This is a genomic window from Sphingobacterium multivorum (assembly GCF_039511225.1).
Classification (GTDB): domain Bacteria; phylum Bacteroidota; class Bacteroidia; order Sphingobacteriales; family Sphingobacteriaceae; genus Sphingobacterium.
In genome coordinates, this window is the sequence record NZ_CP154261.1 from 4,731,016 (window position 1) to 4,756,341 (window position 25,326).

Below are 25,326 nucleotides of genomic sequence, written 5' to 3' on the forward strand. Positions count from 1 at the left end.
TTTGTTTGCTAGGCATCGATTACTTTTACTCTTTTCCAATAAGAAACAAAAAGCTGATACAGCTCCGAGGGCTCCAAATCAATCGTTGAGGACGAATACATAATACACAATTCTTGCGTGGATTCTTGATAAGCCATTTTCCATAACAGCGACGAAAGCCGCTCTTTATATTTAGAAGGATGACCCAGTGTTAAAACGACCAGGGTATCACCACCGACTTTTTGTAAGTCAATGCTTTTAACATCCTGCCAGTCGCCTCGGCCAAAAGCTTTTGATACTGGTGTTGTCTTTCCAAGAAAATAGCGATCGTTCAAAACAATTTGCGCCGTTTTATCCCGAAGACTCAGTAGGCTGGAAAACAATAAAATTAAGAGTACCAGCAGTGCTCCGGCAGAGAAAACTGTCGGCTTTGCCTTAAATACTCCATCAAATAAACCGATACTGAACAATAAAACGACCAAAAGCAACAAACATAGAGCTCCCGAAATTGACAACAGCTGAATTGTTTTCCGTTTATTTCTGTATAAGCTTGTTTCCTCCATCGGCTTAATTCCCCCAGTTAACGTTCAAGTTATGTTTTTCGGCATAAGCTTTTCCTAAAGCATATACGTTGTCAAACACACTGTTAATGGAAGGCATATCGTTTTTTTCGATCTTCTGGAGTAAAGCCTGCTTTTCTTCAGCCGAACCTTTACCGTCACATAACTTTGCATAAGCGGTATATTCGTTTTTATAAACAGGCAACACTTTTTCAAATAACGCAATAGACTGCTCTTTCAATGCTTTGGCATCGGCATCAGAAACATTCAGTTCTTTAATATCCTTTAAAGCCTTTTCGACCACCTGAATTTTTATTCCGACAGATTTTTGAGCTTCGTCGCCTACTTTCTTACTGGAGGGCATATCTGCAAATTCTACGGTCTCCTGCTCGAGCTGTTTGCCGTAGCGTTCAGGGGCAAAATCTGCTACAAGATTTGTGTTTAAAACAACTTTTCCGAAAAAAGTCTCTGGACTTGGGGATTGACAGGCTGTAAAAAATAAGCTCGCCGACATAAAAATAATAACTAGTAAGTGCTTCATATATAAATTCTGTTTGTGACCAAAGTAATTAATTATCATGAAATAGGCAAACATGTTGTCCCACCATATCGCTGTATAAAATTGTCATCAACCTGTCTGTTTAGGCGAAAAAAGCACGATAGCCGAGCAATTCATATTGCACAAAATGTTAATTTTTAATATATTAGCAATTACAACATAAGCGATTAAAAACAGTCATTATGGGTTATGATATTAGTTACCACCCCATCTCAGAACAGCAGATAGAAACTTGGTATTTTGACTTGCTCAAAAATCCTGAAAAGATTGAGGAAGTTTCTGCAGTTCACCAACTAGAAGACTTCTATAAAACCAAGTACCAAGACACCTTAAATGCGGGTCGGGAAACCGACAAAAATGATTATTTTGACAAAACCCATGGATTTTTCATTGCTGTTGTCCAAGGTTTTTTCGAAAAATACTTTTATGTGCGCGGTGGAGCCCTATCCTTCTCCAAAAATGACCATTTATCCGGCTATTACAAACAGTGGAATGAATTTGTACAACATGAATTTCTGACCAATAATATCGAAAACAGGCTTGTAGAAAACTATTGTTCGGGTGTCTTTATCCCAGCAGAAAAAGTTGCGCAATTGTTGGTAGACTACCATAATAATCCAACGATCAAGGCTGAACTAGATACGCTATTTTCTGATAACCGTATTGCTGTTTTCCTCAATGCTCTGCAATATGCCAAAGATCGTAACCTTGGTCTTTTGGAAGCAACAGAAGTTGTCGAACCACAACCTTTTGATCTGAATGAATCAAAAAGTTACTCCAACCTCTTTAACTGCGACAAAGAAGGCCCACTTTTATATCAGACAACGGCATTAAAACAGATCCAGGAAATAGAACATCGTCATGGAATTCCTGAAAATGAGATCTTACCAAATGTCAAAACAGAAACAATCCATGCCGACCCTAAACATTTTGACACAACAGATAGTTCGCAAAGCAGTAAAAAAAAGAGCTTTTGGAGCCGGTTATTCGGCAAAGGTTAAACACTGATAATTGCTAGACATTCGGCCCTATAACGATATACTGTTGAAGAAATCTTGAATTCCAACCTATTAAACACTTCAATAATATTGGTTTCAAGCCACTATACACATAGACTGCAAAAAAAAAGACTGCTTTGCATCTGAATTAAACAAAATGATTTGACGATATTCGTCTTAGAATTATAACTGCTCATCCCATTATGATCTTCATTTTTCTTCTTATTATTCTTACGCTTTTCGGAATTTTATATCTGCTTCGTTCTGTTGTCAAAAAACAACAGCGGAAAATAACAATTGTTGAGTATGCGATCATCATCGGTTACCTGATTTCGTTAATGATAACCGGAGTAGGGCTATTATTCCACTCAAGTCAATATAATCAAGCCGTAGATCCTGTAGATGGTGATTGCTATATTCCCTTCGGTGGAAAACACATTTTATCGCTTCTGTTTTATTTCCTAACATTTAATATTTCAGCAATAGCGATTTGGCTCAAAGGACGGAAAATCCCCCCTATTCCTCTTGTTCTAATGCTGATTATGTTAATGATAGGCAGTATGATCAGTGTGTTTGTACTCGTTCAGGTCAGTCACCACGATACGTCCACATTGGATATGTATGTTGGCAACGAGGGAACCTTATACTTTATTTTCACACCAATATGCTGCTTGATCATGGGTGTAGGATTAATCCGTAAAATCATCGTTGAAGAACGGGGTTACGCCTCGACAAGAAGCTATGCCAACGCCACGCTCAACAAGATCAATAACCTACTTTCGGCAAAGCTAAATTACCCCATATGGGCGCTTATTTTACTTGTTCCGGTCTTTCTCTTACTAACAATTATCCTCATCCTATTGGGGCAGGATCGGGATTCAATGGTGAAAGTTTTCACAGAAACAACCACTTGGGCTTTTTCACAAAAAATGCACCCTCCCATCTTGGATCATCAGGGACATTACCTCTGTACAGTTGCAGCCAAAGGAGATCCCGCCCTTGTAAAACCATTGAGATTAGGCAAAAGACATGGTAACACCATTATCGTCAATAGACAACTCCAAATTGCCAATGCATTCGAAGAAATATTAAGCGATCTATCGCCAGTGTTACACCGCTATGTTAGATATTGCTATGATAAATATGGGTTTAATATCTCGATCAAAATAAATTCTGTTAGGGCATCAAATATGACCTATGTCCTGATGAAACCCCTTGAATATTTTTTTCTTTTTTTCCTGTATATGTGCTACGTGGAACCCGAAAAAAAAATTGCCAAGCAATACAGCTGATCTTTTCTGAAAACAGCAATGCCCTTTTTCGGCAGAGAAACCAAGTTTGGACTAACTTGGGACTTATGATCTGCTAACTTATTACCTTTTAAACATTATGGATCAAACAGCTCAATTTATTGTCCTGACAGGAGGACCTGGTGTCGGTAAAACAACGCTATTAAAGGAATTACAACAACTGGGATTTAGTGTTGTACCGGAGGATGCCCGGCGGATTATCCGAGAACAAATGGAAATGAATGGCGACGGCCTCCCCTGGAAGAATAAGCGTCATTATGCCGAGCTCATGCTAGCGGCGTCTTGCAGCGGTTATTCGGAACAGTTGCGTAAAGATCAAACCCGCTATGTGTTTTTTGACCGCGGGATTCCAGATACATTAGCATATATTGCCATGGAAAGTCTTGCAATCGGGGAAGATTGCCTGCGACAAGCAAGATTGAAGCGTTATCATAAAAAGGTATTCATCTTACCACCTTGGGCAGAGATCTATGCGAATGACAACGAGCGGAAACAAACTTGGCAAGAGGCCGAAAATACCTTCAAGATAATGAAAGAGACCTATACAAAACTGGGTTATGAAACTATTGAGGTTCCAAAAACAACCGTATTTGATCGCGCGCAGTTCATTCTGAAAGTCCTGGATCAGCAAAACTATTGATTCCGCATTTCTTTCTCAATACGGCGGTCGGGAATAATCCACATGATAGCAACCGTTCCGTAAAGCACTAAACTGATATACGGATTGATAAAAGACAGACCTATTCCCAGAAAATACAGTGCGGTAGAAATATTTTCTTTTGTTTTCGATTTGACCGCTTTTTTCAATGCAGAATCTTCGCCCTCAATCTGGATCACAAAATACTCCACGATATGGTAGGCAATAGAACACATAATCAACACAACACCGTAAGCAATAATCGGATCTCGACCAAAATGGGATTCACCTATCCAATTGGTGGTAACCGGCATTAAGGATAGCCAAAACAATAAATGGAGATTGCTCCAAAGTACTTTGCCGTTTACTTTGCGAACGATTTGAAAGAGGTGATGGTGGTTGTTCCAATAGAGTCCCACATACATAAAACTTACGATATAAGAGATGATTTTGGGCAATAAAGGCTTGAGGCTTGCAAAAGTAACCCCTTCAGGTACTTTTAATTCAAGTACCATAATCGTTATAATGATGGCTAGAACGCCATCACTGAATGCTTCTATTCGACCCTTAGTCATTTTTAAATAGTGGGGTTAATAACTGATATTGTAAACCCAAGCGGAATACATTTAATCGTGCGGTACCGGGATCAGCGCCAAGCATCCCGCTGTTGTAATCCTTCAGTCCCCATGAATATCCAGCAAATACGGTATAACGATCATAATTTACATTAAACTGCAATCGAGGGCGTAGATCCAAATCTATAATCTTGCCGCGGTCACGATCAAAACTTGTTTTATTACCCTGCTTATCTTCAATGCTACCATTTTCTTTAATGCTTAACGTTTTGGCAATATCCATACCCAGCTGTATATCCATTGTCATCGGTTCAAAAAAGACACGATAGCCAACAAAAGGATTAAAATTGATAAATTGTTGATTGAGACGGGTTTGACCACGGCTTCCATTCATAAACTCGTTGCCTTCCAAATCAATCTTTGTCTGCAATCGTTCATAGGCGCCCTCCAAACCTAATATCAGGTTGTTGGCAAAAACATACCGGTAGTTTAAAGCACCACCGATATTGATTCCATATTTTTTTCCATAAGGATTATTGGTATAATAGTCCTGCTGCGTAGATCCATTCAACATACTCTTCGCTTCGGCTCCCGATCCCGTAAAGTTGGACACACCGGAAGTAATACCCACTCGTAGTTCGTGCGATTGCGAGAAAGCCATAAAATGGGTTATACCAGCAAAAAGTCCGACAAGTAAAAATCTCTTCATCATAACCGAAATATTAAATTAAAATCCTTAAAAAAATGAGCGTGTTCGATTGTTAAAAGTAAGAAAATTTATGTGATTCAACTTACTCCAATCCTTATTTTTTCTGAAACGGCAATGTTTATTCTTCAGCTGAAATCCATCCGCTTGATCGGCTATAAAAAAAAACATCATAAGACAGAATGACTATATTTATTGAACTACATCAATGAAAATGAATCAATTCAGGCTTATTTTTGTTGTATTACAAACAAAAGAATGATCCGTATGAAATATATATTGGAAAACCCTGTCATCGGTCATATTGCCGAGCAGAAATATAAGACCAGCATCCACTGGAGGAATGGTGAATTTATTACGGATGAACCTGAAAAACTTGGCGGAAGAGATCTTGGGCCTGACCCCTACACCCTTCTGATTTCATCGCTTGTATCTTGTACATTAGCTACGCTACGCATGTACATCGATAAAAAAGGACTTGATATTCCAGAAATTTCTGTCAGTTCAAATATGTATCTCAAGATTGAAAAAGGACAGGTGGTTACGTATTTTGATCGCGAGATCGCTTTTGGACAAATCTTAGCGGAGGATACCCGAGAACGACTTCAACAAATTGCCGAAGAATGCCCCATTTCAAAAATTTTAAAGGGTAATGCCATTGTTAATACAGTAATTCGTGCAAATCCTTAAGAAGGAAGCATCACGATAGCGAATGATAAACAAAAGTTGCGCTTCAACTCATCAACATTAGCGTGTAACGAATTTGTGTATCATTATACTAATCATACACTTAAAAATAGCATTCATCATGAAAACCATAAACTTTCTCCTATTGGGTAAAAATGAAGAAATTCTCCTCACGCTCAAGAGAATCATTGAAAGCACACCCAGCTGGAATGCAACGATACAACAGGATTTGGGTACTTGTAAGAGACATCTGATAGACAATCCTGTAGATGTTTTATTATTGAGTTCGGGACTCTCTCCTCAGGAAGAGCATGAAATAACAGATCACCTTTCACGGCTCACTTATCCGATTGGCCTGATCAAACATTATGGCGGTGGAAGTGGGCTTCTAAAAAATGAAGTCTACAGTCTTTTTCCAGACTTACGTTCCGTTTAATAATGCCTAGACCACAAGCAACAGCTTCTTAGAGAAACAACTAAAATCCGCTAAAACCCTTTCTTTATTGAACTAGATCAATAGAAATTGGTGGCTAATAGGCTAATTTTGGATACTAAATAATAAGATCATGAACAAACAGAACTTTATAAAAAAAGGCCTTTTGGGTTCCGGAATATTTGCATCAACAGTATCTTCAGCTGATATCTTGAAGAATGATATTGACGAGATAGAACCGCTTGAAACGCTGGATGCCGAAGATGTAAATTATAATTCAGACAAATTGGAAAACCATAGCGTTCTCCATAAAGCAGCTACACGCGGTCATGCAAATCATGGCTGGTTAGAAAGCAATCATACGTTTAGCTTCGCCAATTATCACGACCCCGAACGTATGCACTTTGGTGTATTGCGGGTACTAAATGATGATATGGTGGCTGAAGGAAGAGGTTTTGGCAAACACCCGCACGATAATATGGAAATCATCAGTATTCCTTTGGAAGGTGATTTGCAACACGAAGACAGCATGGGTAACAAAGCCATTATCCGGAAAGGAGATATTCAGGTCATGAGTGCCGGAACGGGCATCATACACAGTGAATATAATAAAAACACCGATCAGGTAGTGAAGTTTCTTCAGATTTGGGTGTACCCTAATCAACGGAATGTGAGCCCGCGCTACGATCAAATTACATTAGATATCGCACAAAGACAGAATAAATTCCAACAAATTCTTTCGCCCAATCCAGAAGACGAGGGGGTATGGATCCATCAGGATGCCTGGTTTTCTATGGGGCATTTTGACAAGGACGTCCAGACAAAATACCAGATCAAAAAGGCCGGAAACGGTGTATATGTTTTTGTAATAAAAGGCAGTGTTACCGTCGAAGGACAAGAATTGGAGAGCAGGGATGGTTTTGGAATCTGGGATGTCGCTGAAATTAACCTGAAAGTCACCTCAGCAGATACTGAAATCCTACTGATGGACCTCAGTATGATATTGGACTAATTTTATACACTTAGACGTCAATTAACAAAAAGGGGAGCCTATGAGGCTCCCCTTTTTGTTAAGGCTATTTATTATTTTTAGAAAGTAACGGAATTCAGCTTTTTATCAACCAAAATACCATCTATCGCTTTCAGATTGAAGTTGACATTGCGTTTTGCTTTCAATTTAATCTTAAATAAAACTTCAGACCCATTCAAGGTCTCCTTATTGCCAAGATTAACAAAAGTAGCATACAGCGCTTTACTTCCATTGGTGTGAAGACGATCGTTACTATAATTGTTCATCTCTTTCAGGTGTACAGGTTCAATACCGACATATTCAAAATCGCCCTGATTGTACGGAAGAGCAAAACTAAGCGCATTGACAGCTTTAAGATTCTCCCCGCTAATACTGATCTCTACGGTGTCTCCCGACTTCAAGCTTGTTTTTGAGGGAACCAATTTTAGTTTACCAGCTACTTTTTCTTCCTTTGCTGGTTTTGCACCACCTTCGATAACAACAGCGACATTGGAAATATCATAAGCGTCAATCAAATTATTCTTATTGACATCACCATTGCTGACATAACCTTCAAAATCTCCATCACCCAATCGCAATCCCGTATAGTTAATATAAGATGTCAAATCATTATGATCGATCAATCGGTCATTATTAATATCGCCTGGTAGGTAGCTTGACGATCCTGGCACTTTAAACACATATAATTCTCTTCCTGAACCAAAACCTCCAACAGCTTCAGAAACTGAAATTTTGATAAATCGGGCCACCGGATGGGTTCCAAAATCAAAACGTTTCATTTCGCCATCACGTTTCCAATCAAAACTACCAGCTTCCGTCCAGGTATCCTTATCGTTGCTATAGAATACTTTTCCTTTTAAAATGATGCCGTTTCCGCCATCGGTTCTTGGAAGATACTCAAACTTATCCAATTGATTAACAGATTTTAGATCTAAGGTCATATCAAACGGAACAGCTGCCTGTCCCCATTTTGTATGCCACATATCCCCCTCATCATAATTGAACAATTTATTGATACCATTTCCGCCTTGGTTATCCACAGAAGTCTCTGCTTTGATTCCTTCGATGGCAAATTCCAATGGATTTGCCTTTGTCTTTGCTGCAAATGTACTCCAATCTGAAACACCCGATTTATTGACAGCTCTAATTTTAAACTGGTAATCAGTTTCCGCGGCCAATCCTTCGAATAGCAATTGACTGTCTTTGATGGTCGAATAGATCAGATTATTGAATTCAATTTCATAATAATCAGCATTTGCAACCTTTTCCCAGGATGGGGTTAAGGTATATGCTTGTGTATGTTGATCTGTGATAACAGCTTTGGGCGAAGTCAAAGCACCGGTCTGAACCAGATAGTTATCAGCTGGAGCATATTCGAAGCCCTCCAATTGTACTTCTATTGCAGTCGATGAGACATCCTGTTTCGCTAGTCGTACCAGCAACATCGGATTTTTCACCAAAGGTACTTTTTCAAATTCAGATCCCTTGGTTGCAAACTGATTCAGGTTTGGCTGTGCATCGTAGAAATATACGTTTTCAGAAGTATTGAACGCGTCTAAGCTGTTCACTTCTTTAAGTTTATTATTTTTTCCATTGACCTTTACAGTCAATTTCTTAGGTGCTTTGCTAACGTTGAAACGAATTTCGGTAGACTTCATTTTTTCAAATCCATCAAATTCGCCCTGTGTTGGAGCAATCGTAAAAACAACTTTATTATTGTTTAACTGCGAAGTTAGGGATGTAGTTACTCCCTTACCATACCGATAAGCCTCGGTTTTTCCATCATCATCATATTCCAGGAAATTGGAATTCCCATAAGGATACACCTCATAAATACGTTGATCCTTTTTGATTTCCAGCACATTATTATTCGGGTTTGTCACTGGAATAATGGCTCCATTTTTCACGAAAACAGGCAGCTTCCAAATAGGCACATCAAAGTTATTGATGATACGGCCACCCTGGTATTTTTCACCCGTAAAATAATCAATCCATTCACCATCCGGCAGGTAAATACCATTGCGAATATCATTTCCCTTCTCATCCACACGTGTTTCCTGATAAATCGGTGCCACCAGGAAATTTGGACCATAGAGGTACTGGTATTGCGTTGCCTTTCCAAGCGTATAAGCATTTGCTTGCTCTAAAAACATCGCGCGAATGATGGGCAGTCCATCTACCGCTTGTTTTGCCACACTATAGCTATAGGGAACCAATTGAGATTTCAATTTCAAATATAGACGATTGATCGAAGTAGCCGGCTCGCCCAAAGCATGTGGGTATTTCTCGTTCGAGCCCCAGCCATCCATATTGAGTTCCATGGGTGTCCAAGTCTTCCATTGAAAATCACGGATATTGACCTTGAAGTTTTTACCACCAAAGATCCCGTCCATATCAGAGGTAATATTGGGCTGACCCGAAAGTCCCGAGCCGATATATGTTGGTATGTGGAATCGAATATACTCCCATACACCTCCAGTTTGGTCACCCGACCAGATACCCGCATAGCGCTGCGTACCTGCCCAACCATCCAATGAAATAATAAATGGACGAGCGTCGTTGCCATAGTAAGGCATGGTATGCCCTACATCAGCTACCCCGTTGAGACCAAAGGAGTATCCTGGGCCCACCCAGGCCACATCCGTCTTTAGGACTCTCACACCTGCATCCCGTACCTCTTTTACTATATCACGTTGCAGTAATGCACTGATGCTGTCTTTGGGATGGAGATCAGACTGTGTCCATAAACCGATTTCCACACCATTCTTACGCGCATAATCGCCAAACTCTTTCAGGTTTTGGATATTTCCATCTAAAGATGCCGTTTGACCATATCCAGCACCGTAACCATCATTGGGAAGAATCCAACCCAAAGGCATGTCATGGGCTTTATAACGGTCTATGACTGCGCGAGCCGAAAATTGATAATTGTTTTTCTCGCCATTCAGCGATTCTTTGATTCCGCCATTGTCCTTTTGGCTTTCTTTATAGCGTTTGCCATCTTCAAAAAGAATTCCCTTTTCATCTTCTTTCCAAAAATCGCGGTTATAAGCATTAAGATGTCCTTCGTACAAACCAAATTTTGGTAGAAGAATTGGGTTACCCGTCAATTGGTAGAAATCGTTGAGCAAAGGCACAATACCGTCACCAACCATAAAAAAGACATCCAGATAATCCGTATCGTGGGCCAATTTGACTGTGCCAGCGGTTTTGGCTCCAAAGGCGTAACTTCCCTTCTTAAAAGTATGCCACATAAAACCATACCCTTTGGTTGACCAGTAATAAGGGGTTGGAGAGGCAACACCGCCATCGGTCCAGCTGTTCTGATTTTCGATAGCAATTACTTTTCCCTTATGTGAAAAACGTCCATTTTGAACGCCACCACCAAAAAAGTACTCATCCGCATTTTCCTTTAATTCAAGGCTTACTTGTTTGTCCTCAAAAACGACCGGCTTTAAGCTTTCAACTACAATCTTATTGGTTTTACGATTAAGGATACTAAACTGTGAAGTCTGTTTATCCATTGAAAAAAGAATATCGTTGGTGGAGATGCTGACCTTATTACCCTCATCCTTTACTTCGAGCTCAGCGACAGTTTTCCGAGGTTGCTCTACCAATATTTTTGCATCGGGTTTAGCTTCGGGGTCACGAATAATACCACCATGAACATCCTGAAACATCCTAAAAATATGATTACCGTAGAAATCTAAAGTCAGACGTTGGCCATTATCGTATACAATCTCAACTGTAGTCGGATTAATTTTTTGAATCGCGATAATACGATTAACTTGATCGCGACCTATTGTATTGTAATAATTGATCGTACTTACTTTAGCCTCAACTCGAGTGGGTTGAAAAATAAAAGGAGAAGCCAATCCCATCAGTAAACTGACTTGTGCTTTTGTGCTCCAAAAAGATACCTTCATGCGTATGATTTATAATGCATTAAATTAACTTAACAATAATACAATAGTAAATTGAAGTAAAAAAGAGTTTCAGGAATGCAAACGATTGTCCAATAATAATGTTGCAGGCTAACCGAGCTATTGTAGGCTATTCACCAAATATCGAATGTTTACTTTCATGTGGCTTATGAAATGACCATGATGATAAATGCCACATAAAACTGGAGGGATGGCTAATAGTGGTGCACCATACCACTGTGGGGCAGGGCCGGTCGGGGTACGGAAGATATGCAATAGCATTGTACAGGAAGTACGGGGAGTTACCTAAACGAAAGAAGCCCTTGACTGTTTCCAGCAAGGGCTTCCGTGTAAAAAAAGGCACCGACCTACTCTCCCACCTGTTACGGCAATACCATCGGCTCTGGCGGGCTTGACTACTCTGTTCGGAATGGGAAGAGGTAGACACCGCCGATATAGGCACCTAAAAATCTTTATTGGTCTGCTTCCTTTTAGGAGCATCAGGCCAACTGACATATCTATTGAAAGAGTTTCGTTTCTGTTTTGTTTCTAAAAATTAAAGAGGAAGACAACAGTGTTATCTGCTTGAGAAAGCTTCGGGCTATTAGTACCACTTGGCTTTGGTCTCTCAACCTTTACACCTATGGCCTATCAACGTAGTCATCTCCTACGACCCTATAAGGAAGTCTCATCTCGTGGCTAGTTTCGCACTTAGATGCTTTCAGCGCTTATCTATTCCAGACGTAGCTACCCTGCCGTACACCTGGCGGCATAACAGGTTCACCAGAGGTCTGTCCAACCCGGTCCTCTCGTACTAAGGTCAGATCCACTCAAACTTCCAACGCCCACAACAGATAGGGACCGAACTGTCTCGCGACGTTCTGAACCCAGCTCGCGTGCCACTTTAATGGGCGAACAGCCCAACCCTTGGGACCTTCTCCAGCCCCAGGATGTGACGAGCCGACATCGAGGTGCCAAACCTCCCCGTCGATATGAGCTCTTGGGGGAGATCAGCCTGTTATCCCCAGCGTACCTTTTATCCTTTGAGCGATGGCCCTTCCATACAGAACCACCGGATCACTATGTCCGTCTTTCGACCCTGTTCGACTTGTCGGTCTCACAGTCAAGCAAGCTTATGCCATTGCACTCCGCGTACGGTTACCAAGCGTACTGAGCTTACCTTTGAAAGCCTCCGTTACCTTTTTGGAGGCGACCACCCCAGTCAAACTACCCACCAAACAATGTCCTCCTCATTAAGGAGTTAGAAACCGAATACAGAAAGGGCGGTATTTCAAGGTTGATTCCATGACTCCTGGCGAAGCCACTTCAACATCTCCCGCCTATCCTACACATCCTGTACCCAATCTCAATGTTAAGCTATAGTGAAGGTGCATGGGGTCTTTCCGTCCCGTTGCGGGTAATCGGCGTCTTCACCGATACCACAATTTCACCGAGCTCATGGCTGAGACAGCGCCCAGATCGTTACACCATTCGTGCAGGTCGGAACTTACCCGACAAGGAATTTCGCTACCTTAGGACCGTTATAGTTACGGCCGCCGTTTACTGGGGCTTCGATTCAATGCTTCTCTTGCGATGACATCCCCTCTTAACCTTCCAGCACCGGGCAGGTGTCAGGCCTTATACTTCATCTTGCGATTTTGCAAAGCCATATGTTTTTGTTAAACAGTCGCCTGGGCCTTTTCACTGCGGCTGCTCTTTCGAGACAGCGCCCCTTCTCCCGAAGTTACAGGGCCATTTTGCCGAGTTCCTTAGCCATGACTCACTCGAGCACCTTAGGATTCTCTCCTCGACCACCTGTGTCGGTTTGCGGTACGGGTCTTCATAACCTGAAGCTTAGCGGGTTTTCTTGGAAGTCTGTTTACCTGCTCTATCAGCGCCACCGGAGCTTTGCTGTACTATTGGGTTTCAGCTAGAGTTGCGGATTTGCCTACAACTCCAATACCTACGCCTTTCAACGAACTATTCCGTCAGTTCGCGGCAGTGTCACTACTCCGTCACCACATCGCAGTTATGAAGAGTACTGGAATATTAACCAGTTGTCCATCGGCTTGCCCCTTCGGGTGCGCCTTAGGTCCCGACTGACCCTGATCCGATTAACGTTGATCAGGAAACCTTGGTCTTTCGGTGGGCGGGTTTCTCACCCGCCTTATCGTTACTTATGCCTACATTTGCTTTTCCATAACCTCCACACAGCATTGCCACTGTGCTTCCCCGGCGATGGAATGCTCCCCTACCAGATGTACATCTTTCAGTACAAATCCATAGCTTCGGTACCGTTCTTGATGCCCGTTTATTATCCACGCCCAGGCCGCTCGACTAGTGAGCTGTTACGCACTCTTTAAATGAATGGCTGCTTCCAAGCCAACATCCTAGCTGTCTGGGCAACCGGACCTCGTTAGTTCAACTTAGAACGGATTTGGGGACCTTAGCTGATGGTCTGGGTTCTTTCCCTCTCGGCCTTGGACCTTAGCACCCAAAGCCTCACTGCCGGCTATATTTGATAGCATTCGGAGTTCGTCTGGATTTGGTAGGATTTGACTCCCCGCACCCAATCGGTAGCTCTACCTCTATCAAACTCTACGCCGACGCTGTTCCTAAAAACATTTCGGGGAGTACGAGCTATTTCCCAGTTTGATTGGCCTTTCACCCCTACCCTCAGGTCATCCGGAAACTTTTCAACGTTTATCGGTTCGGTCCTCCATTACATGTTACTGCAACTTCAACCTGCCCAAGGGTAGATCACAAGGTTTCGCGTCTACCTCATCTGACTATGCGCCCTATTAAGACTCGCTTTCGCTTCGGCTGCGTCCCTGAAGGACTTAACCTTGCCAGACAAGAGTAACTCGTAGGCTCATTATGCAAAAGGCACGCTGTCACAGGACCTGCCTGCTCCAACCGCTTGTAAGCACACGGTTTCAGGTTCTTTTCACTCCCCTGTTCGGGGTTCTTTTCACCTTTCCCTCACGGTACTGGTTCACTATCGGTCTCTCAGGAGTATTTAGCCTTACCAGATGGTGCTGGTGGATTCCCACAGGATTTCTCCGGTCCCGCGGTACTCAGGATACCACTATGTCAACATTCTTTACCTGTACGGGGCTCTCACCCTTATTGCGCAGTTTCCCACCTGCTTCCAGTTCATAGCGCTGTACAATGTCGTGGTCCTACAACCCCGACCATGCCGTAACATGATCGGTTTGGGCTCTTTCCCGTTCGCTCGCCACTACTTGGGAAATCATTGTTATTTTCTTCTCCTACGCCTACTTAGATGTTTCAGTTCAGCGCGTTCGCGTTTTATACGACTATTCTTCAAATAGCCAGGTTGCCCCATTCGGAAATCTACGGATCACTTCGCATTTGCCAATCCCCGTAGCTTATCGCAGCTTATCACGTCCTTCTTCGCCTCTGAGAGCCTAGGCATCCCCCGTGTGCCCTTATTTACTTTCTTCACCGGCATAGCCTTTTGCTACTATGCGGCTGCTTTTGATATATATACTCATATGCTACGCAGAGATTCGTTCGGCATTCACCGAGGGTCTCCTCTCTACATCAGACACATACACGTATTGTCTCTATACTGTTGTCTTCTCTTGTAATTTTTTTTCTCTTTCAATATGTCAAAGAACTCTTTTTCCGGTTTGTTTCTTCGGAGCATCTGTCGATGTCCCTCCGGAGATGTGGAGAATAACGGATTCGAACCGTTGACCCCCTGCGTGCAAGGCAGGTGCTCTAGCCAGCTGAGCTAATTCCCCTTACTTTTTCGTAGTCCCGAGCAGATTTGAACTGCTGACCCCTACATTATCAGTGTAGTGCTCTAACCAACTGAGCTACGGGACTAGCTTATCTTGTTCATCTCTTTCTCTCGGTCCTGCTCCTTTCGGGGCGGGCACTTTCTTCTGATGTTTTTTCTTCTTGCAATCATATGTAACGTGACGAGCACCGATCTGCGATACTCTAGAAAGGAGGTATTCCAGCCGCACCTTCCGGTACGGCTACCTTGTTACGACTTAGCCCCAATTATCGGTTTTACCCTAACACGCTCCTTGCGGTAACATGCTTTAGGTACCCCCAACTTTCATGGCTTGACGGGCGGTGTGTACAAGGCCCGGGAACGTATTCACCGCGTCATTGCTGATACGCGATTACTAGCGAATCCAACTTCATGGGGTCGAGTTGCAGACCCCAATCCGAACTGTGAATGGCTTTTAGAGATTAGCATCATATTGCTATGTAGCTGCCCGCTGTACCATCCATTGTAGCACGTGTGTAGCCCGGACGTAAGGGCCATGATGACTTGACGTCGTCCCCACCTTCCTCGCTGTTTGCACAGGCAGTCTGTTTAGAGTCCCCACCATTACATGCTGGCAACTAAACATAGGGGTTGCGCTCGTTGCGGGACTTAACCCAACACCTCACGGCACGAGCTGACGACAGCCATGCAGCACCTAGTTTCGTGTCCCGAAGGACGGGTGCGTCTCTGCACCCTTCACTAACTTTCAAGCCCGGGTAAGGTTCCTCGCGTATCATCGAATTAAACCACATGCTCCTCCGCTTGTGCGGGCCCCCGTCAATTCCTTTGAGTTTCACCCTTGCGGGCGTACTCCCCAGGTGGATAACTTAACGCTTTCGCTGGGACGCTGGCTGTCTATCGCCAACATCGAGTTATCATCGTTTAGGGCGTGGACTACCAGGGTATCTAATCCTGTTCGATCCCCACGCTTTCGTGCATCAGCGTCAATACCAGCTTAGTGAGCTGCCTTCGCAATCGGAGTTCTAAGACATATCTATGCATTTCACCGCTACTTGTCTTATTCCGCCCACTTCAAATGGATTCAAGCCCATCAGTATCAAGGGCACTGCGATGGTTGAGCCACCGTATTTCACCCCTGACTTAACAGGCCGCCTACGCACCCTTTAAACCCAATAAATCCGGATAACGCTCGGATCCTCCGTATTACCGCGGCTGCTGGCACGGAGTTAGCCGATCCTTATTCTTCCAGTACATTCAGCTAAATACACGTATTTAGGTTTATTCCTGGACAAAAGCAGTTTACAACCCATAGGGCAGTCATCCTGCACGCGGCATGGCTGGTTCAGGCTTCCGCCCATTGACCAATATTCCTTACTGCTGCCTCCCGTAGGAGTCTGGTCCGTGTCTCAGTACCAGTGTGGGGGATTCTCCTCTCAGAGCCCCTAGACATCGTCGCCTTGGTAAGCCGTTACCCTACCAACTAGCTAATGTCACGCGAGCCCATCTCTATCCTATAAATATTTAATCAACCGAACATGCGAACTGTTGATGTTATGCGGTGTTAATCTCTCTTTCGAGAGGCTATCCCCCTGATAGAGGTAGGTTGCTCACGCGTTACGCACCCGTGCGCCACTCTCACCATCTTCGAGCAAGCTCTCCGATGGATCCCGTCCGACTTGCATGTATTAGGCCTGCCGCTAGCGTTCATCCTGAGCCAAGATCAAACTCTCCATTGTAAAATGAAGTTTTTGATTCCAACTATTTATAATAATCAGAATTCTTTTTTTATATCTCTGATCTTGGATCGAATTGAACAATTACTTGAATTTGTTCATGACTTTCGACTTTCGTCTGTCTACTCGTCACGCTTACATGATTGTGTTTTCTTAAAGAACTTTTGCCGCTTCAACTTCCGTATCCGCTATATTCCGACAGGCATTGCGCCCCTCTTTATCTTTTTCGTTTTTCCCTTCGTTTCCGTTGGGACTGCAAAGGTAGAAATCTTTTCTGAACTTCCAAAAACTTTCTGAAGTTTTTTTCTTTTCTCTTTTTCAGATTTCCGCGTTTAAAATAAACCCAGCGGGATTTTAAATCCTGCCAAACTCCCTTAAACCCTTCTTTTTTTCATGGTTTCTTCCTGCGAAGCAACCGTCCCTCCCTTGCGGAGTGGTGCAAAGATAGGGAGATTGTTAACAAACTTCCAAGCCTTTTGTTCTTATTTATTTCATTTTCCCCTTAACTGCCTGTAACGGTGCGAGATTCTTTTTGTAAAAAAGGTGGTCGGAAGGCTGGGATGGCTGATCCTAGTCCGGAATGGGCCTTCTGAGAACCCACGTTAATCATAAATATTATGCAGGCAGGCTTCGCACCGGATCTATTATCAATTCCGTTCAACTTTTGTTAATAATTAATAGGGGTATTACAGGGGGATAACAGGGGGTTAACAGGGGTTTATCAGGGGTTCTACCCCTATTAACCCCCTGTTAAAACGGTACTATAATGGTGTTAATTACAAATCAGTATACAATTTGAACCTAAGCGACGTAACAACAGACTTCCCCTTTTGTCAAAACTGTCGCTGAAACAAGCAAAACATCAATATGAAAAGCCAAATAGTCTTTGACAAACAATATGTAATTGAAACCGTATATTCGTAAATAGCAAATTAAAATCTTCCTTATTTTGAACGGACTTTTCAAAATTTATAAAGTTGATGCCGACGAGGCATTGCGCATACAGCAATCCAAAAACGAAATACATCAACATGATTTCGAGGAATTGATTATTGGTGTAACAGGAAAGCTCGAGCATTTTATCGATTTTAAAACAACAACCTACACCGCTCCTTTTATAAGTTTTGTCACTCAGGGCAAAACCCACCGCGTTAAACCTCTTTTGCATAACGGTAGTATTGAATTTTGGGTCATTCGATTTAAAAGTGAATTTATCCCCGAAACGACATTCCAGCTCTACGCCCACTTTCATGAAAATGCAACCTTAACCTTTGCCAGCCCCAATTGCTTCGGCAGATTGACGATCTTATGTGAACTAATGCAGCAGGAATGCTTACAAACGAGCGTAGATTATGCCGTCATCAAACAGCTATTGAGCACTATCTTTACCATGATTGAATCTGAACGGAAAAGGCAATTTCCAGACAGCCAACAGCAATTAAAAAACCAGAGTACAACGTTCACAAGCTTTCTATCTATATTGGAAGAGAACTACCGCCGTCCCGAAGGCGTTAATTTTTACGCAGAGAAGCTTTTTATGTCCGCAAGAAACCTAAATTTAATTTGTCAGAGCATATTACAACAAAGCGTTTCTGAGATCATCGAAACACGGAAACTTATTGAAGCAAAAAACCTCTTGTTGACAACGACTAAAACGATCTCGGAAATCGGCTTTGAACTCGGCTACCAAGACAAAGCTTACTTTACCAATGTCTTCAAAAAGAAAGCCGGCATGACGCCTTCGGAATTTAGAAATGAAATTCAAAAACTTATTTCCGAATAGCGTACGACAGATTTCCGAATAGTACAACAGATTGACAAGATAGTTATACCGCCTAGCCAGCCCCATCCCCTACCTTTGTAGTAAAAATTGACGCAGTCACATCATATCAAATGCGTAGAAAGGATTTTATTAAAATTATGGCAACATTACCATTAGCTGGAGTAGCACATAAAGCAAACTCACTCTATAAATTTTCCGAGGAACTAGAGGCAACGGATAAATTTCCGGTCTTATTTTTAGGACATGGAAGTCCCATGAACGCCATAGAGGACAACGAATTTGTGCAGGGCTTCAAAAAAATAGGTCAAACTTTCGAGAAACCGAAGGCGATTCTTGTTGTTTCCGCACACTGGGAAACACGTGGAACATTTGTCACAGCGATGGAGCACCCCGCCACAATTCATGATTTTGGCGGCTTTCCTCAGGCACTCTTTGATGTCCAATATCCAGCTCCAGGAAGCCCAGCACTCGCTTTGGAAACGCAACGTGTCGTCAGCAAAGCGGATGTTCACCTCGACGACAAATGGGGGTTGGACCATGGTTCCTGGTCAGTCGTCAAACATCTATATCCTGATGCAGACGTTCCAATTATTCAAATGAGCATCGATTACACACAGCCTGCAGCATACCATTACGAGATTGCACAGCAATTAAACGCGCTAAGAAAAAAAGGGGTGCTCATTATAGGGAGTGGCAATATGGTGCACAATTTACGGATGGTCGCCTGGGACAAACTCGATACGGCAGGCTATGCGTATGAGTGGGCCACGATAGCCAACGAAAAAATGAAGCAATTCATCCAGAACGGCAATCATCAGGCGCTCATCGATTTCAGAAAACAGGGCAAAGAGTTTGACTTGGCAATTCCGACGCCTGAACATTACCTCCCTTTAATCTATACCTTGGGTTTACAGGAGAAAAATGACGAGCTGTTTCTCTTCAACGACAATTCAGTGGCTGGATCGCTGACCATGACTTCTTTGAAAATCGGGTAAGCCTCCAGCACACCTATCGGGTGTATCCAAAACGAGCCGCCCATTCCATTGACCGAGTAAAAGACCATTGGAATAGGCGGCCTTTATATGAAATGGACGGGTTTTACACTATACTCCAACGAGTTGGAAATGATCTCGAAATTTCCATGACAAAAAGCGCTTTGATTGCAGCGCTAGGATCGATAAATTTGTTTAAAACAAAACAACGCACTTTAACTTAACTCATGGCAACAAAACCTGTTATTGAAATTGAATATTGTCCAAAATGCAATTGGATGCTGCGTGCCGCCTATATGGCGCAGGAGGTGCTGAGTTCGTTCACGGATGAAATCCATGGCGTTATGCTGGTCCCCAGCGAAATTGCAGGCCGTTATACCGTACGGGTAGCGGATCAGGAGATTTTCGATCGAAAAAGAGCGGGTCGATTCCCCGAAATAAAAGAACTCAAACAACTGATCCGCGATCTAGTTGCACCAGATAAATCCTTGGGTCATTCGGACAAATCTCCTTCATCCAACATTTAATTTAGCATAAATCGGATTTTAAAGACTTCTTCTTATTAGCAACTTTGTATAAATTAAATGAACAATCATGACTATTCAACAAGAAGTAGATTTTCAACGTATCGCCAAGGCCATACATTTCTTACAGGAAAACTTTAAGACACAGCCTACATTGGGTCAGATCGCTTCTCATGTTTACATGAGTGAAGCTCATTTTCAACGCATGTTTACCGCATGGGCAGGTACAAGTCCCAAGAAATTCTTACAGTATGTGAGTATAAATCATGCAAAATCATTGCTCAAGGAAAATAACATTGCTGAAACAACATTCCAGCTTGGCCTTTCCAGCAGCAGTAGACTTCATGAGCTATTCATCAATATTGAGGGGATGACTCCCGCTGAATATAAAAATGAAGGCTCCAATCTATTGATTTCCTACGCCTATTATCAGAGCTTATTCGGCACAATGCTCATTGCATCCACTTCTAAAGGTATTTGTCATATCGCCTACGCGGATGACAACTTAACAGCTTTTGACTCTCTTCAGCAACGGTTTCCGAACGCAACATACCTACAACAGGGAAATAGCATGCACGAAAATGCACTCAAAGCATTAAATCCACAAGACAAAGACATCCGTCAGGTAAAATTGCATTTAAAAGGCACTGATTTTCAATTGAAGGTCTGGGAAGCTTTATTAAAAATCCCTATGGGTAACTTAAGTACCTACGGTGCCATCGCTTCTCAAATCGGAAACCCCAAGGCCTCCCGTGCTGTCGGTACAGCTATCGGAAGCAATCCGATCGCTTACCTTATCCCTTGTCATCGGGTGATACAAAACAGCGGAATATTTGGCGGCTACCGATGGGATCCGATGCGGAAAACAGCGATTATCGGATGGGAGACTTTACATACCGCTATTTAGTAAACACACACAATACGATAACATGGAACTTTTCGACAATCTCTTCGATGGCAATAGAAATCTACTCCCTTACGATGGGACTGTCAATTATTATGGCAAAATACTGTCTCCGCAGGAAGCAAACCACTATTTTGATAAACTCATGGACTCGATCGAATGGGTAAATGATCGCGCCATTATTTTTGGAAATGAAATCGTCACCAAGCGAAAGGTGGCTTGGTATGGCGATCAGGCTTTCGAATATAGTTATTCCAACACCACTAAAAGGGCGCTTCCCTGGACACAGGAACTTCTTGAACTGAAAAAAATTGCCGAAGAGCAAACACAGGAAACCTATAATTCCTGCCTGTTGAATCTGTACCACAATGGCGACGAAGGAATGGCCTGGCACAGTGATGGTGAAAAAGATCTCAAAAAAAATGGAGCAATTGCTTCTTTAAGCTTTGGTGCTGAACGGAAATTCGCTTTTAAACACAAAACGAGCAAAGAAAAAATAGACATCATCTTGGGGCATGGAAGTTTATTGGTGATGAAAGGTGTTACACAAACCTATTGGCTGCATCGGCTTCCACCGACAAAGAAGGCATTCAGCGCACGAATCAATCTGACATTTCGAAGCATCGATCAGCTGTAGTCGTTCGTAGCGGGGCAAGGCTGACACCAACGAACAGCTATTTTTCCGCAGACTACAACAGGATTCAGTAAACAATCGTGTCAACCTTTTCAGAACATAAAGGCTGACACGATCAATCGGGTTACTTTATAACGTTCCAGCTGTTGTCTTTAGCTGTGTAATCCATAAAAATACCACCGTCCAAGGTAATATTTTTCACCTTTTTGGTCGAACTCCAAGTCATGCTTGTCTGTTTTTCATTGTGTTGCCAAATTGCTGGAGTTTGATGTTTTGTCTCCACCGATCCATCCGCATAGGTAATCAACACATCAAACGGAATTGCAAATCCTCCTGCATTGGTGATTGTAAGTGTATTTTTACCGCCGAGTTGCTTAAAGCTATCCACTTTAAGGTCGATGTAATTATTGGTAAAATACCAATTGTTCCAATACCAATTTAAATTTTGCCCAGCTCCGGCGTTGATGCTGTAAAAGAAGTCCCAAGGCGTAGGATGCTTTCCATGCCATAACTCCATATAATGATGTAATGCTTTTTTAAACAGTTCATCGCCCAGATAATCCCGTAATGCAATATAAGACAACGCGGCCTTGATGTAAGCATTATTACCATACCCTAAACCACTTAACTGAGAGGTCATCGTAATCAGGGGTTGATCTTCTTCTGTAGAAGGGTCAAAAATATAGCGCTTTACGCGAGCATCCTTAAAAAGCTCTTTGTTTTTTTCGGCACCGATCTCTGCATTTCCGATCCAGAATTCCAATGCAGTAGCCCAGCCTTCATCCATATAACCGTATCTCGTCTCATTGATACCCATGTAAAAAGGAAAATAAGTATGTGCAATTTCATGGTCTGCTGTTTGCCGTGCATCCACAAGATTATCAGGAACACTCGAATCGTTGATCATCATCGGATATTCCATATCTGCAAATCCCTGAACGGCCGTCATTGTTGGGTATGGATAGGTGACACCAGGCCAATTTTTAGAAAACCAGTTAATGCAGTATTGTTGCCAGCCAATATATTGTTCAAAATCTGGCGTTCCGGCGACATAGCTGGATTGCACACTCACGCGCTTGCTTTCCAAATCTACACTCCCGCCATCCCAGATATAATTGTCACTCACACTGAAACAAAAATCAGGTACATAGCTTGCTTTGAATTTCCACTTATTCCAGGCTTCTTGCGCTGTCACCTTCCCCGATTTCATTTCAGCATCAGTCGCGATATGTATTGGGGTATCGCTAACTTTTGATTTTTCGAAACGGTCCAGAATAGGTTTCTGCAGTACATCAGCGGCATTGGTCAATTCACCTGTCGCCCACACAACAAAGTTCTTCGGAACGGATATCTCAAATTGATAATCGTTGAAACCATTGTAGAATTCTTGTCGGCCATTATGTTCCAGCAGATCCCAGCCATTGTAATCGTCGTATACAGACACACGCGGATACGCGTAAGCACAATAAAAGGTAGACGCATTCAGCAGTCCTTCACGGTCGCTTTCGGCAGATAAAGGGTATTCCCAGCTAATGTCCAACGTTGCAGTACTTCCCGGAAGGATTTTCTGCCCAAAATCGCCTAACTTCACCGTTCCCCAGTCCTTGCTGTTTACGTCGTAAACTTGACCATTTAGTTTAAACGACTTTATCTTTAGACCCGAAGTTAGGTAATCGTCCGAAGCGTATGCCGCACGTACCGCATTGGGTTTGTGCACATTGTTGACAAATCGGATAGCCAAGCGATTCAATGTATCGGGACTATGGTTTGTGTACAGAATAGTCTCTGTTCCACTCACCGTCTTTGTAGCCGGATCCAATTGCACCCGCACATCATACTTCCCAAAATTCTGCCAATAGTTTTTTCCCGGTGTGCCCGTTGTGGTACGGGTCCCCTTTGCGATCGCTTGCTGAATATTCCTTGGGGTATACAGTTCTTGTGCATGAGCAGCCCCCGTCAATAAAAGCAACGTCAATCCGTAATTCAATATAGTGCGTCCTATCATATCCTAGTTTAAATAATCAAACTAAGATAAATTTGCTGTGATTTGCAAGTTTAATTCTACAGCTTCGCCAGAAAAATAAACTTCTCCAACACAATACCCTATTCGCATTTGTTCAACCATCAAAAAGACAGGCTCCAAGTGCCGGAGAAAACATTTTATTTTTTTTTACGTTTAGTTTTAAGATAAGCCCGAATGTATGCATCAACTTTTACGTTATAACGATTTCTTCCGATACGCTTTTTTAGGAATACTTTTAATTTCAATCCCTACACTCCTTGCAGCCCAAACTGATGTGAAAGCAGACTCTGTTGCGCAGTACAAACAGCAGCGTGACTCTGCCTTGGCCAGTCAATACGATATATCGGATCTCATCGGAAGAATAATACATCCCAAACGAAAAAAGGAACATGCAAGTAAACGTTCTCCCATCACCTTAATGCCCAACATTGCTTACAACCCAACCATTGGTGGCCAGATTGGAATCAAGGCTGTCGCCGGGAAAGTACTGGGTGATCCCAAAACAACGACCATGTCGATCGCAGCGACATCCGCCTCGATCACCACGAAAAATATTATGGTCTTCTATATCAGCCACAATGTATTTACTCCGAACAACAAACTAAATTTTCAGGGTGCTTTTGCACTTGTCAAAATGGTGGCTTTAGACGCAGGGCTGGGCATGACTCCCCATGGGAAATGGAACAATGCCGATGAAGAGATTCTTGCCAACCCCGACCATAAGAAATACGGCGCAAAATATAATGCATTTACATTTAATGAAAAAGTCTATAAACGCATCGCCGACGGGCTATTTGTTGGGGCCGGACTGGCGTTTGACTTACGACGGAAAATAACCAGCAGCGGCCCCAATGGCAACGTTACGCCCAATACCATCTACACCGAAAAACATGGCTTCGAGCCCGACAGTTACAATTCCAACGGCCTACTGCTCAATATGCAATATATGACCAGAGACAATCCCAACAGGCCTTACAAGGGCATCTATTCGGATATCGGTGTGCGATGGAACACCACATTGCTGGGCAGCAGTAAGAGTGCGGTACAGCTTACCACCGACTTTCGCAAATACTTTAGTCTATCCCAGTCCGATCCGGCTCATGTACTCGCCTTCTGGTATTGGGGTTCCTATAAACTTGGTGGTACACTTCCCTATTTTGATCTTCCAGGAACAGGAAGGGACGTAGCCGTCAGAAGCGGCCGCGGTTATACCATCGGTTATTTTAAAGGAATTTCTTTCGGTTATGCTGAAACAGAATACCGCTTCCCAATTTTAAAGAATCGCTTTTTGAGCGGAGCTGCTTTTTTTAACCTACAGACTGCCAGCGACGAACTGGGCACCAAACTTTTTGAAAGGTGGCAACCTGGGGGTGGTGCCGGATTACGGGTTCTCTTTAACAAAGCAACACGCACAAATCTATGTTTGGACTATGCCTTTGGAAAATATGGTTCCCGTGGTTTCTTTTTGGGGCTGAATGAAGCGTTCTAATTCCAGGCTACGGCAGCTTTCTTTGCCATAAAATAACTAAATTAGCCGATGTTGTTGCTCTTTCTCTGCATGAAGAGT

The 25,326-nt window shown here is 42.8% G+C and carries 18 protein-coding genes, 2 tRNA genes and 3 rRNA genes; 12 read left to right on the forward strand and 11 right to left on the reverse strand.

The features are described 5' to 3' along the window. Positions 1–8: 8 nt before the first annotated feature. Together AAH582_RS19645 and AAH582_RS19650 are read right to left on the reverse strand one after the other, a co-directional pair. Positions 9–542 carry an STM3941 family protein gene (locus AAH582_RS19645; protein ID WP_343319860.1) on the reverse strand — a complete coding sequence of 178 codons (534 nt, stop codon included), beginning with the start codon at positions 540–542 and terminating at the stop codon, positions 9–11. A 4-nt stretch (positions 543–546) separates the two neighbouring features. Beyond that, on the reverse strand, positions 547–1,080 hold the full coding sequence (locus AAH582_RS19650; protein ID WP_156167523.1) for a hypothetical protein: 534 nt from the start codon (positions 1,078–1,080) through the stop codon (positions 547–549). A gap of 200 nt (positions 1,081–1,280) precedes the next feature. Between AAH582_RS19650 and AAH582_RS19655 the strand changes: the two genes are divergently transcribed. The 3 genes from AAH582_RS19655 to AAH582_RS19665 all read left to right on the forward strand — a co-directional run bounded on the left by AAH582_RS19655 (position 1,281) and on the right by AAH582_RS19665 (position 4,046). Further along, positions 1,281–2,099, forward strand: a complete 819-nt coding sequence (locus AAH582_RS19655; protein ID WP_046672118.1) for a hypothetical protein — start codon at positions 1,281–1,283, stop codon at positions 2,097–2,099. Between the two features lie 200 nt (positions 2,100–2,299). After that, positions 2,300–3,388 carry a DUF6688 domain-containing protein gene (locus tag AAH582_RS19660; RefSeq protein WP_343319862.1) on the forward strand — a complete coding sequence of 363 codons (1,089 nt, stop codon included), beginning with the start codon at positions 2,300–2,302 and terminating at the stop codon, positions 3,386–3,388. A 97-nt stretch (positions 3,389–3,485) separates the two neighbouring features. Then, positions 3,486–4,046, forward strand: coding sequence for an AAA family ATPase (locus AAH582_RS19665; RefSeq protein ID WP_046672116.1), 561 nt, complete (start codon positions 3,486–3,488; stop codon positions 4,044–4,046). Here AAH582_RS19665 and AAH582_RS19670 read toward each other — a convergent pair. Then, positions 4,040–4,618, reverse strand: a complete 579-nt coding sequence (locus AAH582_RS19670; RefSeq protein WP_046672115.1) for a TMEM175 family protein — start codon at positions 4,616–4,618, stop codon at positions 4,040–4,042. The two genes, AAH582_RS19665 and AAH582_RS19670, sit on opposite strands and share 7 nt — an antisense overlap. After that, positions 4,611–5,330 (reverse strand): outer membrane beta-barrel protein, encoded by a 720-nt coding sequence (locus AAH582_RS19675; protein ID WP_146753117.1) that lies wholly within the window; start codon positions 5,328–5,330, stop codon positions 4,611–4,613. Before AAH582_RS19675 ends, AAH582_RS19670 begins: the two co-directional genes overlap by 8 nt. A 261-nt stretch (positions 5,331–5,591) precedes the next feature. Between AAH582_RS19675 and AAH582_RS19680 the strand changes: the two genes are divergently transcribed. The 3 genes from AAH582_RS19680 to AAH582_RS19690 all read left to right on the forward strand — a co-directional run bounded on the left by AAH582_RS19680 (position 5,592) and on the right by AAH582_RS19690 (position 7,456). Beyond that, positions 5,592–6,014 (forward strand): OsmC family protein, encoded by a 423-nt coding sequence (locus AAH582_RS19680; protein ID WP_197083963.1) that lies wholly within the window; start codon positions 5,592–5,594, stop codon positions 6,012–6,014. Between the two features lie 118 nt (positions 6,015–6,132). Continuing rightward, the gene (locus AAH582_RS19685; protein ID WP_286768392.1) at positions 6,133–6,447 is read left to right on the forward strand and encodes a hypothetical protein; all 315 of its coding nucleotides are present in this window, start codon (positions 6,133–6,135) and stop codon (positions 6,445–6,447) included. Positions 6,448–6,577: 130 nt separating this feature from the next. Continuing rightward, entirely contained in the window at positions 6,578–7,456 is an 879-nt protein-coding gene (locus tag AAH582_RS19690; RefSeq protein ID WP_046672112.1) for a pirin family protein, read from the forward strand. 77 nt (positions 7,457–7,533) lie between these two features. Here the strand turns inward: AAH582_RS19690 and AAH582_RS19695 are convergent, their stop codons facing one another. The 6 genes from AAH582_RS19695 to AAH582_RS19720 form a co-directional block, all read right to left on the reverse strand. Continuing rightward, the gene (locus tag AAH582_RS19695; RefSeq protein ID WP_343319868.1) at positions 7,534–11,400 is read right to left on the reverse strand and encodes a TIM-barrel domain-containing protein; all 3,867 of its coding nucleotides are present in this window, start codon (positions 11,398–11,400) and stop codon (positions 7,534–7,536) included. 352 nt (positions 11,401–11,752) lie between these two features. Then, a 5S ribosomal RNA gene (gene rrf / locus AAH582_RS19700) occupies positions 11,753–11,864 on the reverse strand. A 118-nt stretch (positions 11,865–11,982) separates the two neighbouring features. After that, positions 11,983–14,863, reverse strand: a 23S ribosomal RNA gene (locus tag AAH582_RS19705). 230 nt (positions 14,864–15,093) lie between these two features. After that, positions 15,094–15,167 (reverse strand) — tRNA-Ala (locus tag AAH582_RS19710). An 11-nt stretch (positions 15,168–15,178) separates the two neighbouring features. Further along, positions 15,179–15,252 (reverse strand) — tRNA-Ile (locus AAH582_RS19715). A 121-nt stretch (positions 15,253–15,373) separates the two neighbouring features. After that, a 16S ribosomal RNA gene (locus tag AAH582_RS19720) occupies positions 15,374–16,902 on the reverse strand. Together the 16S, 23S and 5S rRNA genes with 2 tRNA genes alongside form the textbook arrangement of a ribosomal RNA operon. 946 nt (positions 16,903–17,848) lie before the next feature. Between AAH582_RS19720 and AAH582_RS19725 the strand changes: the two genes are divergently transcribed. The 5 genes from AAH582_RS19725 (at position 17,849) to AAH582_RS19745 (ending at position 21,739) form a co-directional block, all read left to right on the forward strand. Next, the gene (locus tag AAH582_RS19725; protein WP_046671787.1) at positions 17,849–18,682 is read left to right on the forward strand and encodes a helix-turn-helix transcriptional regulator; all 834 of its coding nucleotides are present in this window, start codon (positions 17,849–17,851) and stop codon (positions 18,680–18,682) included. 137 nt (positions 18,683–18,819) lie between these two features. After that, positions 18,820–19,677, forward strand: coding sequence for a 4,5-DOPA dioxygenase extradiol (gene ygiD / locus AAH582_RS19730; RefSeq protein ID WP_197083953.1), 858 nt, complete (start codon positions 18,820–18,822; stop codon positions 19,675–19,677). A 224-nt stretch (positions 19,678–19,901) separates the two neighbouring features. Then, positions 19,902–20,201, forward strand: coding sequence for a SelT/SelW/SelH family protein (locus tag AAH582_RS19735; RefSeq protein WP_112375641.1), 300 nt, complete (start codon positions 19,902–19,904; stop codon positions 20,199–20,201). 67 nt (positions 20,202–20,268) lie between these two features. Then, complete coding sequence (locus tag AAH582_RS19740) at positions 20,269–21,105, forward strand: bifunctional transcriptional activator/DNA repair enzyme AdaA (protein WP_343319874.1); 837 nt, start codon at positions 20,269–20,271, stop codon at positions 21,103–21,105. Between the two features lie 22 nt (positions 21,106–21,127). Beyond that, a complete protein-coding gene (locus tag AAH582_RS19745) occupies positions 21,128–21,739 on the forward strand; it encodes an alpha-ketoglutarate-dependent dioxygenase AlkB family protein (RefSeq protein WP_046671790.1) in 612 nt (203 codons plus the stop codon). A 121-nt stretch (positions 21,740–21,860) separates the two neighbouring features. Here AAH582_RS19745 and AAH582_RS19750 read toward each other — a convergent pair whose 3' ends face one another. Further along, positions 21,861–23,741: a M1 family metallopeptidase gene (locus AAH582_RS19750; protein WP_343319877.1), complete on the reverse strand. Its 1,881-nt coding sequence runs from the start codon at positions 23,739–23,741 to the stop codon at positions 21,861–21,863. 196 nt (positions 23,742–23,937) lie between these two features. Here AAH582_RS19750 and AAH582_RS19755 point away from each other — a divergent pair, with 196 nt between their 5' ends. Beyond that, positions 23,938–25,248 carry a BamA/TamA family outer membrane protein gene (locus AAH582_RS19755; protein WP_053003481.1) on the forward strand — a complete coding sequence of 437 codons (1,311 nt, stop codon included), beginning with the start codon at positions 23,938–23,940 and terminating at the stop codon, positions 25,246–25,248. Positions 25,249–25,326 lie beyond the last annotated feature (78 nt).

What these genes read in the sequence shown, in the direction of transcription:
- AAH582_RS19645 (WP_343319860.1), bottom strand. Translation starts at nt 542, where the DNA reads ATGGAGGAAACAAGCTTATACAGAAATAAACGGAAAACAATTCAGCTG.
- AAH582_RS19650 (WP_156167523.1), bottom strand. Translation starts at nt 1,080, where the DNA reads ATGAAGCACTTACTAGTTATTATTTTTATGTCGGCGAGCTTATTTTTT.
- AAH582_RS19655 (WP_046672118.1), top strand. Translation starts at nt 1,281, where the DNA reads ATGGGTTATGATATTAGTTACCACCCCATCTCAGAACAGCAGATAGAA.
- AAH582_RS19660 (WP_343319862.1), top strand. Translation starts at nt 2,300, where the DNA reads ATGATCTTCATTTTTCTTCTTATTATTCTTACGCTTTTCGGAATTTTA.
- AAH582_RS19665 (WP_046672116.1), top strand. Translation starts at nt 3,486, where the DNA reads ATGGATCAAACAGCTCAATTTATTGTCCTGACAGGAGGACCTGGTGTC.
- AAH582_RS19670 (WP_046672115.1), bottom strand. Translation starts at nt 4,618, where the DNA reads ATGACTAAGGGTCGAATAGAAGCATTCAGTGATGGCGTTCTAGCCATC.
- AAH582_RS19675 (WP_146753117.1), bottom strand. Translation starts at nt 5,330, where the DNA reads ATGATGAAGAGATTTTTACTTGTCGGACTTTTTGCTGGTATAACCCAT.
- AAH582_RS19680 (WP_197083963.1), top strand. Translation starts at nt 5,592, where the DNA reads ATGAAATATATATTGGAAAACCCTGTCATCGGTCATATTGCCGAGCAG.
- AAH582_RS19685 (WP_286768392.1), top strand. Translation starts at nt 6,133, where the DNA reads ATGAAAACCATAAACTTTCTCCTATTGGGTAAAAATGAAGAAATTCTC.
- AAH582_RS19690 (WP_046672112.1), top strand. Translation starts at nt 6,578, where the DNA reads ATGAACAAACAGAACTTTATAAAAAAAGGCCTTTTGGGTTCCGGAATA.
- AAH582_RS19695 (WP_343319868.1), bottom strand. Translation starts at nt 11,400, where the DNA reads ATGAAGGTATCTTTTTGGAGCACAAAAGCACAAGTCAGTTTACTGATG.
- ygiD (WP_197083953.1), top strand. Translation starts at nt 18,820, where the DNA reads ATGGCAACATTACCATTAGCTGGAGTAGCACATAAAGCAAACTCACTC.
- AAH582_RS19735 (WP_112375641.1), top strand. Translation starts at nt 19,902, where the DNA reads ATGGCAACAAAACCTGTTATTGAAATTGAATATTGTCCAAAATGCAAT.
- AAH582_RS19740 (WP_343319874.1), top strand. Translation starts at nt 20,269, where the DNA reads ATGACTATTCAACAAGAAGTAGATTTTCAACGTATCGCCAAGGCCATA.
- AAH582_RS19745 (WP_046671790.1), top strand. Translation starts at nt 21,128, where the DNA reads ATGGAACTTTTCGACAATCTCTTCGATGGCAATAGAAATCTACTCCCT.
- AAH582_RS19750 (WP_343319877.1), bottom strand. Translation starts at nt 23,741, where the DNA reads ATGATAGGACGCACTATATTGAATTACGGATTGACGTTGCTTTTATTG.
- AAH582_RS19755 (WP_053003481.1), top strand. Translation starts at nt 23,938, where the DNA reads ATGCATCAACTTTTACGTTATAACGATTTCTTCCGATACGCTTTTTTA.